This window comes from Roseibium sp. HPY-6 (genome assembly GCF_040530035.1).
Classification (GTDB): domain Bacteria; phylum Pseudomonadota; class Alphaproteobacteria; order Rhizobiales; family Stappiaceae; genus Roseibium.
In genome coordinates this window covers 917963-930413 of the sequence record NZ_JBEWCD010000002.1, presented here as the reverse complement: position 1 = coordinate 930413, position 12451 = coordinate 917963, and the positions used below count along the sequence as shown (strand labels likewise).

12 protein-coding genes are annotated in these 12451 nt (G+C 57.3%); 3 read left to right on the top strand and 9 right to left on the bottom strand.

Annotated features, from left to right (window positions below):
• Positions 1 to 31: 31 nt before the first annotated feature.
• The gene (locus ABVF61_RS15690) at positions 32 to 1201 is read right to left on the bottom strand and encodes an aminotransferase class I/II-fold pyridoxal phosphate-dependent enzyme (protein ID WP_353994474.1); all 1170 of its coding nucleotides are present in this window, start codon (positions 1199 to 1201) and stop codon (positions 32 to 34) included.
• Positions 1194 to 1922 (bottom strand): FadR/GntR family transcriptional regulator, encoded by a 729-nt coding sequence (locus ABVF61_RS15685; protein WP_353994473.1) that lies wholly within the window; start codon positions 1920 to 1922, stop codon positions 1194 to 1196. The genes ABVF61_RS15690 and ABVF61_RS15685 overlap by 8 nt, the downstream gene beginning before the upstream one ends.
• A 483-nt stretch (positions 1923 to 2405) precedes the next feature.
• Between ABVF61_RS15685 and hutC the strand changes: the two genes are divergently transcribed.
• Positions 2406 to 3119, top strand: coding sequence for a histidine utilization transcriptional repressor HutC (gene hutC / locus ABVF61_RS15680; protein WP_353994472.1), 714 nt, complete (start codon positions 2406 to 2408; stop codon positions 3117 to 3119).
• 92 nt (positions 3120 to 3211) lie between these two features.
• Here hutC and ABVF61_RS15675 read toward each other — a convergent pair whose 3' ends face one another.
• The 7 genes from ABVF61_RS15675 to ABVF61_RS15645 form a co-directional block, all read right to left on the bottom strand.
• The gene (locus ABVF61_RS15675; RefSeq protein ID WP_353994471.1) at positions 3212 to 4243 is read right to left on the bottom strand and encodes a zinc-dependent alcohol dehydrogenase; all 1032 of its coding nucleotides are present in this window, start codon (positions 4241 to 4243) and stop codon (positions 3212 to 3214) included.
• Between the two features lie 5 nt (positions 4244 to 4248).
• Entirely contained in the window at positions 4249 to 5574 is a 1326-nt protein-coding gene (gene hisD, locus ABVF61_RS15670; RefSeq protein WP_353994470.1) for a histidinol dehydrogenase, read from the bottom strand.
• Between the two features lie 30 nt (positions 5575 to 5604).
• Positions 5605 to 6405 carry an ABC transporter permease gene (locus ABVF61_RS15665; RefSeq protein WP_353994469.1) on the bottom strand — a complete coding sequence of 267 codons (801 nt, stop codon included), beginning with the start codon at positions 6403 to 6405 and terminating at the stop codon, positions 5605 to 5607.
• The gene (locus ABVF61_RS15660) at positions 6402 to 7346 is read right to left on the bottom strand and encodes an ABC transporter permease (protein WP_353994468.1); all 945 of its coding nucleotides are present in this window, start codon (positions 7344 to 7346) and stop codon (positions 6402 to 6404) included. The genes ABVF61_RS15665 and ABVF61_RS15660 overlap by 4 nt, the downstream gene beginning before the upstream one ends.
• Positions 7347 to 7410: 64 nt before the next feature.
• Complete coding sequence (locus tag ABVF61_RS15655; RefSeq protein WP_353994467.1) at positions 7411 to 8514, bottom strand: ABC transporter substrate-binding protein; 1104 nt, start codon at positions 8512 to 8514, stop codon at positions 7411 to 7413.
• 42 nt (positions 8515 to 8556) lie between these two features.
• A complete protein-coding gene (locus ABVF61_RS15650) occupies positions 8557 to 9699 on the bottom strand; it encodes an ABC transporter ATP-binding protein (RefSeq protein WP_502949969.1) in 1143 nt (380 codons plus the stop codon).
• A 115-nt stretch (positions 9700 to 9814) separates the two neighbouring features.
• The gene (locus tag ABVF61_RS15645; RefSeq protein WP_353994466.1) at positions 9815 to 10582 is read right to left on the bottom strand and encodes a glucose 1-dehydrogenase; all 768 of its coding nucleotides are present in this window, start codon (positions 10580 to 10582) and stop codon (positions 9815 to 9817) included.
• 85 nt (positions 10583 to 10667) lie between these two features.
• Between ABVF61_RS15645 and hisC the strand changes: the two genes are divergently transcribed.
• Together hisC and ABVF61_RS15635 are read left to right on the top strand one after the other, a co-directional pair.
• The gene (hisC, locus tag ABVF61_RS15640) at positions 10668 to 11780 is read left to right on the top strand and encodes a histidinol-phosphate transaminase (protein ID WP_353994465.1); all 1113 of its coding nucleotides are present in this window, start codon (positions 10668 to 10670) and stop codon (positions 11778 to 11780) included.
• Positions 11781 to 12069: 289 nt separating this feature from the next.
• Entirely contained in the window at positions 12070 to 12300 is a 231-nt protein-coding gene (locus ABVF61_RS15635) for a Kae1-like domain-containing protein (protein WP_353994464.1), read from the top strand.
• Positions 12301 to 12451: the final 151 nt, after the last annotated feature.

Below are 12451 nucleotides of genomic sequence, written 5' to 3'. Positions count from 1 at the left end.
ACCTCTTTTATGTTCAGTTGTTTGGCACGCCTTATTTTCGTTTGGCGCTTAGATTGAGAGCCGCATCAAAGTCAGCCCAAAGGTCGATGGGATCTTCCAATCCGAGGCTCAACCGGACGATCCGGCCCGAAACGCCGAACCGCTGGAGGGAGTTCTCTTCGCCGGACTGGTTGAGTGCGATTTGCGTCGGCAGAAGGAGGCTCTCGAAACCACCCCAGCTCACCCCGAGCCGGAACAGCTTCAATCCATCTGCGAAGCCGGGAATGCTGACGCTCTCATCGAGTTCGACGGAGAGCAGCCCAGACCGCCCGGTCAACCCGGGAACCGAATTGGGCCCGGGAGACAGCACTTTCCTGACAAGCGGGTGCCTGGAAAGGTTGTCCACGAAGCGGTCTGCTGTCGCGTGATGCTGCCGCATGCGGGCACCGAGTGTCCGCAGGCCACGGGTCAGCAAGAACGCTTCGAACGGCGCAAGCTTGCCGCCGAGCAATGAAAGTGACAGATCGCGGATCCGGTGAATAAGATCCCCGGTGGAAACAACAACTCCAGCGACCGTATCGGAATGCCCCGACAGATACTTCGAGGCCGAGTGAAGAACGATATCGATCCCAAGTGTCAGCGGACGCTGAAAGACGGGTGTGGCCCAGGAATTGTCGATCACCGTGAGTGTGCCGTGACGCTTGGCATGGGCAGCCACTCTCGGCAAATCCATTGCCTGAAACACGACCGTGTTCGGGCTCTCAAGATAGGCGAGCTTCACCCCTGCAAGCAGATCCGGATTATCCTCGAACTCGGCGAGCGGATAATACGAAATCTCTATCCCGAAGGGTCTCAGCAAACGCTCGAAAAACCTGTAGGCATCCGGGTAGACATGCTCGACGCAGGCAATTCGGTCGCCCGGTCTTACAAATGCGAAAATGGTGGAAGAAATGGCCGCCATGCCGGAGGCAAAACCGACAGCCGCCTCACCTTCCTCAGCTTTGGCAACCAGGGTCTCAAACGCGGCAACTGTCGGGTTCTGAACACGGCTGTAAAGTGGATCGTCCGAACGCCCCGCCATCCGGTCTTCGAACGCCTTGTAATTGTCGAACGCGAACAAGGACGACTGAACGATCGGCGGAACCACGGCGCCACCTGCGCCTTCAGCGACAGAAGCGAGCAGGGTTTCGATCGAAAATTCGTCTGGGTGTCGCTCAGTCATTGCAATTCTCGGCGATCTGAAGCGTTTCGGCGCAGACCATGTCGATGATGCGCTCCGTGAACTCGACCGCTCTGTCCTCGTCCCCGGCAATAAGCGCATCTGCCAGCGGCCTGTGCAGCGGGATTGAATCCTGACCCAGATGCGGTTTTCCGAAGGGCGTTTCGTAGATGTCGTGAAAGCACTTCAAGATCTGATCGATGATCTGTTCAAAGAGCGGGTTTCCGGTGGCCGCATGGATCGCTTTGTGAAAGCGATGGTCGGCGGGGCGCCAGTCCTCACCTGCCTCGTAAACGGCAATGAGTTCAGCCGCACGTGCATTGATGACGCGGCGCTGGTCCGGCGTCGCAAGCCGCGTTGCCAGACGAACGGCCTCAATCTCGAGCGGCCGGCGGACCTGCTGCATCCGGATCAGGCTTTCAGCCTCATGCTTGATCGTTAGCGCGACCCGCAGGGTGTTCCGGGACATTTCGCCAATCAGCCTGGTACCCGCGCCCTTGTTTCGGCTTACAACACCCATGCTTTCCCACGTTTTCAGGGTCTCGCGGATGGTTGACCTGCCGAACCCGAGGCGCCGGACCAACTCCAGTTCCGGCGGCAACCGGTCCCCGACCTGAAGCCCCTCGTCCTCGATCAGCTTGATGAGTGCATGCGGCACATCTCGAGGCCCTTCAGCATCGCGTTCTTCAGGAGCGCGTTTCTTTGTGGAAGCTTTTTCCGCCATGGACTGGTGTCGACCTTTCCGCTGTCTGGTCAAAGCATATCACTTTGTCTGACAATGTAAACATTATGTCAGACAAAGTTTTTCATGAGACAAGTTCCAGCGCGCCTGAGTGGCGCGCCACCATGTTTAGAAAAAAGGAAGATCCTGAATGTTGATGACGACAAACACAGTTGAATCTGTAGACGGGGTACTGGTCACAAATAGCCCCCTCTTAGACGTAGTTCACACGAACCGCCGATGAGACCTGAGATCGGTTTCAGCCACCTGCTGCGCTGTATGAGGGCCGGGTTCGTGACCTAATCCGTCAGGGATTTCCGGACGTTTTTGCGTTTGTTGCGTGCGCCAAGGGTCCGTTCGAGTTTCTGCGCTACCAACCAGAAAACCAAAATCTGTTTCTTTCTCACCCAAAATTGTCCCTAAAAAGCGCTTCAAGTATATACTTGAGGCCAGCGGTTCGCGAAACAACAACGAGCAAAAGCACCTTTGACCCAGTCCCTGCACAAGAAAATTCTCGACGACGTCCACAGCAAGATCGTGAAAGGCGAATGGCCGGCGGGTCACCGAATACCGTTCGAGACCGATCTTGCAAAGCACTATGGCTGTTCGCGCATGACGGTGAACAAGGCCTTGACCCAGTTGTCGCGGGCCGGCTTGCTGGAGCGCAACAAAAAATGGGGAACCTTCGTAAAGGAACCGCAGACGCTGTCGGCAGCGCTGGAAATCTCCGACATCCGCAAGGAGGTCGAGGATGCCGGGAAAACCTACAGTTACACCCTCCTCAGTGACATCACCAGAGCCTCCACTGATCGGGAAGCACAACAGCTCGACCTCTCCAGAAGCGATCCGGTGCGAGACATCACCTGCTTGCATTTCGCGGACAGCGAGCCGTTTTGCCTGGAAGAGCGCATCATCAATGTCAGCATCGTTCCAGATTTGAGAGAGGTCAGCTTTGAGAGCGTCTCGCCCGGCCTCTGGATGCTGAAGAACATTCCCTGGAATATCGCCGAACACCAGATCTATGCGCTCGCCGCGTCGGGAACCATCGCGGAAACACTCCAGGTTCCCGAAGGCCATCCATGCCTCGTCGTCGAACGCAAAACCCGGCAAAACGAAGGGTTTGTAACAGTTGCCCGCCTGTTCTATCCCGGCGACAAGCACAGACTTGTCGCAAGCTTCACACCGACCGGCGCTGGTTAGGACCCTGGGTGCCGGATCCCGAGGCCCCGATGCCACGCCACCCGTCCAGCTCAGGCGCGTCTCCGGGGAAATGACCTTTCAGCAGCAATTACTCAGTTTGCGCCGGACTTGGCTGAGCTGGAAAGATCTATCAGCGTCTTGATGCCGCTCGCTTTACCCACGCTTATCCGTGCATATTCTGCAGGTGTGTCCTCCAGCGAGATCCTGTGTTCGATGAGTGGTCTGAAGCGATCTGAGTGCTGTTCAAGCAGCTGGACAGCGCGGAGCAATTGATCTTTGAATGCATGGCAACCGACGAGTGTAAGCTCCCGTTCAACTGCGCCAACGGGATCGAACGGAAAAGTCCCTTGTCCGATACCGACCAAACCCAACGTCGCTCCAGTCAGCGTCGCCTCAAGTTTTTGAATGACCTCCACGTTGCCAGTCGTGTCGATCACGTGGCGCACGGTATTCCCGGGCAGACTTTGGAACTGGTCGAAGGCAGCCAGATCAACCGCCTGCCCAGCGCTTGCCGCGGCAACCGTCTCAACGCGAAAACGGTCGCGGTCGCATATAAGAAGCGGCCGTTGGTGGAGAATATCGGATACCACCGCCACTAATGCGCCAATGGGCCCACAGCCGACCACAAGCAACGGATCATGCATTTCGATCCGGACCCGGTCGAGGGCGTGAAGTGCAACTGCCAGCGGTTCAGCAAGCGTCGCGATGTCCAGCTTCATCGACGGATCGCAGGCAAAGACCAGCCGCTCAGGCAGCGTTGTAAAGTCGGCAAAACCTCCGTCGATACTTTCGCCAACAAATCCCAACTGGCTGCAAAGATGATTGTTGCCTGTCTGGCAGTTGACGCAATTCGTACAGTAATGTCTGGAATCGGCGACGACCTTGTCGCCAACCGAAAGTCTGTCGATCCCCTCTCCCACAGCATCGACCGTCCCGGAAAACTCGTGACCGGCGACAGAAGGACGACGGGAAATCCATTGACCCGTCTTGTAGTTGTGGATGTCCGACCCGCAAATGCCTGCAAAGGCCACCTTGATCCGGACCTCGCCTTTGCCCGGCGCAGGTGCCGGGTCTACCTGCTCAAACCTTATGTCCAGCGGATCATGCAGTCGCACCGATCTCATGCAATTCACCCTTCCAGGTAAGGGTCGCGCATCTCGGACACGGCATTTTCGTGCGACGAAAACCCTTCATAGTGTGCAAGTACTCTCGAATGCTTTGCCATTTCAGCGTAGGCAGGACGGGTGACGTAGCCAACGGAACTGCACTTCACGAAATCATGCACCGACAACGGACCATAGGTCCGCGCGCCACTGCTTGTCGGCAGCACCGCGTTCGGTCCAAGTGCGAAGTTTCCAATGCAAACAGGCGTGTGCGGCCCCATCAGAATTTCCGCTGCTTCGGTGATGTGTCCCAGATGCTGAAAAGGTTCCGTCGAAAGCAATTCGAGATGTTCAGGGGCATAGTCGTTGATGAAACGGTAGCTCTCCTCAACGCTGGAAGTGAGCACAACGCCGCCGTTCTCACCCCATAGCACTGCTTGTGAAAACTCGACCCGCTGCCCGGTCATCTTCGACCAGTGTTCCGGCAAAGCCGCAAGCGCCTCTTCGGCAACACGTCTCGAATGGGTCACAAGATACGCTGAGCTGTCGGGGCCGTGCTCGGCTTCGATCAACAGATCAAGCGCCGCGAGACCTCCATGTACCGTGTCGTCTGCAAAGATGATCGCTTCTGAAGGGCCCGCCGGCAGGCCCGGATCAATGACGTTCGAAAGCAATTGCTTGGCAGCCACCACCCAGGGGCTGCCCGGTCCCACGATCTTGTGTGCCGGTTTGACTGTTTCAGTACCGAACGCTGCGGCCGCCACGGCCTGAGCTCCGCCGCACTTATAGACTGTCTCGACGCCAGCGATCCGGGCGGCCACGAGTGTCGCCGCATCGACACCGCCATCCGGCATTGGCGGTGTGAAGATCGCCAGTTCAGGAACCTCCGCTACCACGGCCGGAACCGACGTCATCATGGTGACCGAGGGAAAGGCACCCTTGCCGCGCGGAACATAGAGTGCAACGGAGCGGATCGGGGTGTACCTGTCCCCGGCAAATGCGCCCGGCTTGATCTCCTTGAACCACAATGGCGCTGGTTTTTGCTCCTCGTGAAAGCTGCGAATATTGGCAATGCCATGCCGGATCGCCTCGATAACCTGGGCATCAACAGCATCAAAGGCTGCACTGAATTCCGCTTCGCTCGCCTTCAGCGTCGCAGTGGTCAAGGGTTTTGCTCCGTCGAATTCCTGCCCGAAACGCACGAGGGCTGCGTCGCCTTCCGTTTTCACCGCCTCAATGATTGGCCGGGCTTTCTCCATGAAACCGGAGAGATCCGCTTCTGAGCGACGCAAGAGATCTCGATACGCTTCGGAACTCACATTGCTGAGTTCATGGAATGAAACTTGCGTCATAGACTCACACCTTTCGAGCGCCAACCGGCGCTACTTGGACTTCAGGAACACTTCCAGACCGACGATCCTGTCGAGAACGATGATTGCCATCGCGGCGACGGCGATAAAGACGACGGAGACGGCGGCAAGATCGGGCGTGATAATCGCCCGGATCGAGTTGTAGATCTGAACTGGCAAGGTCACGATCCGGGCATCGACCAGCAGCAGGCTCACCAGGAATTCGTTCAGCGAGAGAATAAACATCAGCAGGGCACCGGTAATCACGCCCGGCGTGACGGCCGGCAGCGTCACGTTGAAAAAAGTCTGAAGTGGACCCGCACCGCAGCTCTGTGCGGCAAGCTCCAGATCCGGATCCAGCGACGCGGCACTGGAGGACACGGCCCAGATCATGAATGGCAGGTTGATGACCGCTGTCGCGATGCCTATCGGCCAGAGATCGCCGAGCAGTCTCAACTCGCCGAACAGCAGCATCAGGCCAATGCCTGACCCGATGAGGGGCACTGTGAACGGCAGAAGCAGATAGATCTGCAGCGCGCCCGCCCATTTCACCTGGTACTTGGACAGGGCAATCCCGGCAAGCGTCCCGGCGGGTACCGATACGGCAACACAAATGCAAGCGACAATTACGGACCTGATGAACGCCTGCTGAAGATCACGTTCTCCCAGTATGGCCACGTACCATTTGAGCGAAAACCCGTCTGGTGGAAAGTCTATAATGTTGCCGGCCGTGAAAGACGCTCCCAGAACCACCAGCGTCGGGGCGGACAGGGCCACAATGCAAAGGATTGCGACGGTCCAGAAAACGGCTGTTTGCGTCGGCGAGCGATTCATTTCCGGTTCGCTCCCAAGGCCAGTGTCCCTGCGCCGAATACTGCGAAGACCAGGCCGACCGTGATTGACCCTACTGCGATGAGGATAAGCGTCAGCGAAGCGCCGAAGCCCTGATCGGAGGTCCTGAAAAACTGATCGTAGATTGCGTTGGCAACGAAGTCCTGCGATCCGCCGCCCAGAATAGCCGGCATGGCAAAATCCGTCAGTGAGAGGGTCATCACAACCACGCCCGCGCCGATCAGGCCGGGCTTTGCCATTGGCAGGACCACGTGGACAAGCGTCCTGACCCAGTCGGCGCCGAGCGACGTTGCCGCTGCTTCAATATCTTCAGGGATTGCCGTGAGAGCAGGTGCCAGCATCAGGACACCGAAGGGCAACATGTATTGCACAAGTCCAAACAGAACTGCGGGGTAATTGAAAAGCAGACGCAGGGGCTCGACGCCTACCAGAGCAAGCGCATCATTGACGATGCCCTGGTTTCCCAGGATGATCAGCCATCCATAAGCGCGCACAACCTGCCCGATGAAAAACGGAAGAAACAGCGCGACGAGAAGAAACTTTCTGAGCAACGCGCTTGATGTCCTTACCATCACATAGGCATAGGGAAAGGCGAGCAGCAGCGTGACCACGGTCACGATGACAGCCCCGGCCAGGCTGCGCCAGATGATTGTCGCCGTGAAACTCTCCGAAAAAGCACGCTGGTAGTTCTCTAGGGTCCAATAGTCGGAAAAGAGAAACGTGGTACGGTCCAGCACACGAAGCGACGAGTCTCCTATGTAAAGCAGACCGACCGCGAGCGTGCCCACAAGCAGCACAGCCGGTGTCAGCAAGAGGTAAGGCGTCAGCCGGCCGCCGCCGTTCGGCAACACAAAGGCAAAGCCCGCCTCCAGCAGGTCCATGAAACGCCAGCTGATCGGGTAAGAAGTCTTGTATCTGCGCATGAAGGACCTTAGGTGGGATGCCGGACAGGCCACGCCCGCCCGGCATATGCCAAGTTGCTTGCGGTCAACCCTGCATGATCTGCTTGAACTTCGAGAACCACTCGCTCTCGTTTTCCACCTGGATCTGACCCGAGATGCGGATCAGTCGTTCGAAGTCCTCCGGCTTGGTGGGGTAAGACGGGTCTCCGGCAAGACCTTCGGGCGGGGTCAGCCCGGGAACGACGCCGGGCAGGCCGAGTCCATCCAGCCAGACCTGCTGGTTTGCCTGTGTCAATGCGGAGTTTATGTACTCTCTCGCCCAGTAAAGATCTGATTCGGAATGGCCTTTCGGAATCCAGAGCCCATCTGTATCGAACTTTGCACCTTCTTCCGGAACCGTCCAGGCAATGTCGACGCCGCTTCTTTTCGCGCCGAGCGCATTGGTGGAAATAGTGCATGCGGCATCGATCTCGCCGCGCTGGAACCACGTGACGAAATCCGGGTCCTCGCCGAGCAGCGGGTTCTGCGCCTTGATCTTTTCAACGAACTCCCAGCAAGCATCCATGTTGCCAGGGATGTCCTCAAGCGTACCGCCACCAGCAAGCTGCGCCGGGAAATGGAAGCCGATACCGTCATTGTAAAAGGCGATCCGGCCCTTGAATTTCGGATCGAGAAGATCGTGATAGGACTTCGGAGGACCATCCGGGAAGGCTTCCGGACGATAGGCCAGCACATAGACGTAGCCGTAAGTGTTGACGATCGGATAGCCTTCCACGCCGACCGGTTTCGCAAGATCCGTGGTGCCCGAGAGGTTGGACAGGTCGGACAGATCTTCGCAAACACCTCTGAGAGCCGACTTGGTTGCGTTCGTCGTCGTGTCCCAGTTGATGTGAATGGGCGGCGTCCTGTTCTGCGCAACCGCAGCCCAGACTTTCGGCTGGATTTCGTTGTCCTCCGTCAGGTCGTGAACGATACGGATACCTGTTTTTTCCGTAAAGGGATCCGAAACGCCATTCTTGAGTGCCTCCACCCAGGGACCACCCCATGCACGAATGATGAGTTCGCTCGGTTTGTCCGGCTCAGCCGCCCGCAGCACGGAAGGCATCGAGACAGACGCGAGGCCAGTTGCACCGACAGCGGCAGATGCTTTGAGAAGAGATCTTCTGTTCAGTTTTCTTTCAAAGTTCATGTCGTTCCCCTTTTTCATGGATTGCCGGCACTTCGTCGCGCCTTATAGTTTGGCCGGGAAAATCTGGAGATCCCGGTTCTTCCACCCAATGTGCACAGGGGCGCCCGGTTCGAGAGCGCCCAGATCGTTCCGATCATGATGAATAATTTTCAGCGTTTCGCCGCCAAGGTCCGGAACCTCGACTTCGTACACGAGCCGTTCGCCTTCAAAAATCGCGTCCAGAACGGTGCCCCGGAAATCGGCATCCAGTCCATCCATCGACTGGTCGGCTGATGCAATGCGTATCTGTTCCGCGCGTATTGCCCCCTTGATCGGCATCCCGCCTTGCAGGACATCGGTGCCCCCGGGCACGCCCAACAACTCCACGTCGCCGAACCTGGCGGCCGCGTCGGCACTGGAGACACGCGTCAGGGTACCGGAAAGGCCGTTGGTGACGCCGATGAAGTTGGCAACGAACGGATTGCTTGGTGTCCTGTACATCTGCGTCGGCGCAGCATTTTGCTGGATTTCACCATCATTCATCACGATGATCTGGTCGGAAACCACAAGCGCTTCCCGCTGGTCGTGGGTCACATTGATCGTCGTGACACCGAGTTCCTTCTGTATTCTGCGAAATTCAAGCTGCATTTCTTCCCGAAGCTTGCGGTCAAGCGCGGCCAGCGGTTCGTCGAGAAGGAGTAGATCCGGTTCGAACACGAGAGCCCTTGCAATCGCCACGCGCTGCTGCTGTCCGCCCGAAAGTTCGTGTATCCGCCGGGATTCGAAACCGTCCAGCCGCACAAGTTTCAGATAGTCCGCCACCCGGTCCGGAATCGTGCGCGCATCAAAGCGGCGCATCTTCAGGGGAAATGCGACGTTTTCCGCGGCCGTCATGTGCGGAAACAAAGCAAGCTTCTGAAAAACCATGCCGATCGACCGCTTGTTTGCCGCCACGGCCCGGACTGAACGGCCGTTGATCAGGATTTCGCCGCTGGAGGGTGTCAGAAAGCCGGCGATCAAGCGCAGAAGTGTTGTCTTGCCGGACCCGGATGGGCCAAGGATCGTCAGAAACTTGCCGTTCTGAAGTTCGAAGCTTGCATCTTTAACAGCTTTAAACGCTCCGAACGTCATCTCGACGTTAATAGCCGAGACTGCCGCCGCTTGGTTCTCAGTCACTCTATGCTGCCTTTGTGCATCGCGAGACATGGCAGATCTGGCCTGCCGATACGCTATGTCTATACATGAAATCGAAATTGCGAATTCTTGTCAAGGCGCGTGGGTCCTTTCTGGAATGCATCCCGCAAGGCCCTCTCTCGGTAAGTCAGATTGCGGCAAGATAACCTCCGTCGATCCCCAGGCATTGACCTGTGATGTATCGAGAGGCATCGCTGGCCAAGAACACCACTGCACCCTTGAGGTCCTGAGCGTCGCCAAACGCCCCAAGTGGTATCTTTGCAAGCATCGCGGCCTTCCAGGCGTCATCCAGATAGAACACGTCTGTCAGCTCCGTTCGAAAGTAGCCCGGCGCAATTGCATTGACACGTACCCTGTGCGGCGCCCATTCCGCCGACAGGGCCCGGGTCATCCCGAGCAGACCCGACTTGGAGGACGTATAGGGCACTGCGGTTGGCACACCGACATACGAGGTGAGAGAACAGACATTGATGATAGCACCGCCACCGCTTTCAACCATGTGTCGCGCTGTCTCCTGGGCGCAGAAAAAAGCGCCTTTCAGGTTGATGGCGTTGATCCGGTCCCAGAGCTCCTCATCGACATCGAGGGACGGGCAGACCTCTTCGTAACCGGCATTGTTGATGAGAATGTCGAACCGTCCTGCGTCCCTCACAAATCCGGCCACTGCTGATTTCATCGCAGGAACATCCTGAACGTCCAGCTGCATTTTGTGCGCGGTTCCCCCCGCCGTCTCCACGAGCGATCGCGTCTCTTCAAGAGCCTCCAGGGATCTGGATGTGATCGCGACGGTAGCCCCGGCCTCCGCCAAACCCACTGCCATCGCCTGCCCAAGGCCCCGGCTTGCACCTGTTACCAGCGCACGTTTTCCCGTCAGATCGAAGTTTGCCGGTGCCATAGTCTTGCTTCCTCCAAGCTTATGCTATTATGTATATACATAGACGCTTTAAAATCAACTGTTCCCCGTCTGGCACGAGCCCGCGATGACCGATCTGGACAAGATAATCAGGCCAAGTCTCAAACAGCTTGAACCCTACAATTCGGGCTTGTCCGTCGCGGCGGTCCGGCGGCTTTGCGGGCTTGCGGAAGTAAACCGCCTGGCGTCGAACGAGAACCCTTTTGGACCTGCACCAGAGGTCCTTAAGTATATCCGCAATCAGCAGAATGATTTGCACATATATCCATCAAGCGAGGCATCCGACCTGCGAACAGAGCTCGCATCGTATCTCGATGCTGACGCGGACCGGCTCGTCTTTGGCAATGGTTCTGAGGAACTGCTATCGATCATTTTTCGCAGCGTGATCGAGCCGGGCGACAGGGTGATAACGCTTTACCCGTCCTTCCCGCTTCATGAAGACTACGCTGTTCTCATGGGTGCAGGCATCGAACGCGTGGCGCTCACCGAAGACCTGACCATCGACGTAGACAAATTGGCTGAGGCCGCCAGCAAACCCGCAAAGCTGCTGATCTTTTCACATCCCGTCAATCCAGCCGGGTGCTGGATGTCCCGCGACGAGCTACTGGCGGTGCTGGACGCCCGGCATCCGGATACGCTGCTTGTGCTGGACGAGGCCTATTTCGAATTTGCCCTGAGCGGGGACTACTGCGGTGGACTTGACCTTCTGGCACCCGGTAAGGGGCACTGGATCGTTCTCAGGACATTTTCCAAGGCCTGGGGGCTTGCCGGCCTCAGAATAGGCTATGGCGTATGCAGTTCCCCCGCCCTGGCAGCCGCCCTGGACCTGACCAGGACACCCTTCAACACAAACGCGCCCGCCCAGAACGCTGCCTTGCTCGCATTGGGCAACGAAGCCCACATGAAGACAAGCGCCGCCGCGATTGCCGCAGAACGCGACAAGGTCAAAGCGTCGTTGATGGAACGCGGGCTACGGGTCGCACCAACCCAAGCAAACTTCATATTCTTCGAAACAGAAATGCCCTCGGCTGAGGCGGCGGATGCCCTGATGCGCCTGGGCACATTGGTCAAACCCTGGAAGCAGGCGGGTTTCGACAGGTTCATCAGAGTGACTGTGGGACAACCAGAAGAAAACAGGCAATTCCTTGAACACCTGGACAGCATCAGGGCCCGGACTTGATCCGGAGGCTGCTTTCTTGGGGTTCGGGCCTTTTTCGGTCTGCGAGCAGGCAAAGGTGGCAGCGATCTTTCGCTGCCAATTTATCCCAAAAGTTTCCGTTGATGACTTCTCGTGCACCACAACAGTGTCTACGCATGGATCGCCCTGGGTTGCTTTCCAAGTTTCAAATCCATTCGCCTCATTGCCACGGGATGAGTTGGGGCCGATATAATCATGCGCTCTAACATCACCCTCAAATATAGCCACATTAGAAAAGCGTAACTGGAAGCATTGGCGGACCAGCAGGACCGTGGGGAAGAACTTCGCCGGCGAAACGGACTTGCTTTCCGGCGAGGTCTTACAAAATGGCATCCTGCGCAACAGCGTGACGGCTCGGCTAACAGCCGGTGGGTACAACGTCTTGAACCCACATATTGTTCCCGCCAATGATGGTGGAGCGGCTTTTGGCCGAGCGGTCATTGCCACGGCAAAGAATATCAAAACTGGCAACGCCCTCCGCAGTGCGGGAAAACAGCCCTGATTTCAGGCATGTTGATGTGGCTCAAGGACACGCCTCGCCGTCTTTGAGAGTTTCAATCATCAGTAAATTTTGTGCGCCGGTAAGCAACTTCCGATTGCGGATTTGCGCCTATCCCGCTCAAAATGGTTTGCCGCGGTTTCGCACCGCTTCG

What these genes read in the sequence shown, in the direction of transcription:
- ABVF61_RS15660 (WP_353994468.1), bottom strand. Translation starts at nt 7,346, where the DNA reads ATGCGCAGATACAAGACTTCTTACCCGATCAGCTGGCGTTTCATGGAC.
- ABVF61_RS15685 (WP_353994473.1), bottom strand. Translation starts at nt 1,922, where the DNA reads ATGGCGGAAAAAGCTTCCACAAAGAAACGCGCTCCTGAAGAACGCGAT.
- hisC (WP_353994465.1), top strand. Translation starts at nt 10,668, where the DNA reads ATGACCGATCTGGACAAGATAATCAGGCCAAGTCTCAAACAGCTTGAA.
- hisD (WP_353994470.1), bottom strand. Translation starts at nt 5,574, where the DNA reads ATGACGCAAGTTTCATTCCATGAACTCAGCAATGTGAGTTCCGAAGCG.
- ABVF61_RS15690 (WP_353994474.1), bottom strand. Translation starts at nt 1,201, where the DNA reads ATGACTGAGCGACACCCAGACGAATTTTCGATCGAAACCCTGCTCGCT.
- ABVF61_RS15675 (WP_353994471.1), bottom strand. Translation starts at nt 4,243, where the DNA reads ATGAGATCGGTGCGACTGCATGATCCGCTGGACATAAGGTTTGAGCAG.
- ABVF61_RS15650 (WP_502949969.1), bottom strand. Translation starts at nt 9,699, where the DNA reads ATGTCTCGCGATGCACAAAGGCAGCATAGAGTGACTGAGAACCAAGCG.
- ABVF61_RS15665 (WP_353994469.1), bottom strand. Translation starts at nt 6,405, where the DNA reads ATGAATCGCTCGCCGACGCAAACAGCCGTTTTCTGGACCGTCGCAATC.
- ABVF61_RS15655 (WP_353994467.1), bottom strand. Translation starts at nt 8,514, where the DNA reads ATGAACTTTGAAAGAAAACTGAACAGAAGATCTCTTCTCAAAGCATCT.
- ABVF61_RS15645 (WP_353994466.1), bottom strand. Translation starts at nt 10,582, where the DNA reads ATGGCACCGGCAAACTTCGATCTGACGGGAAAACGTGCGCTGGTAACA.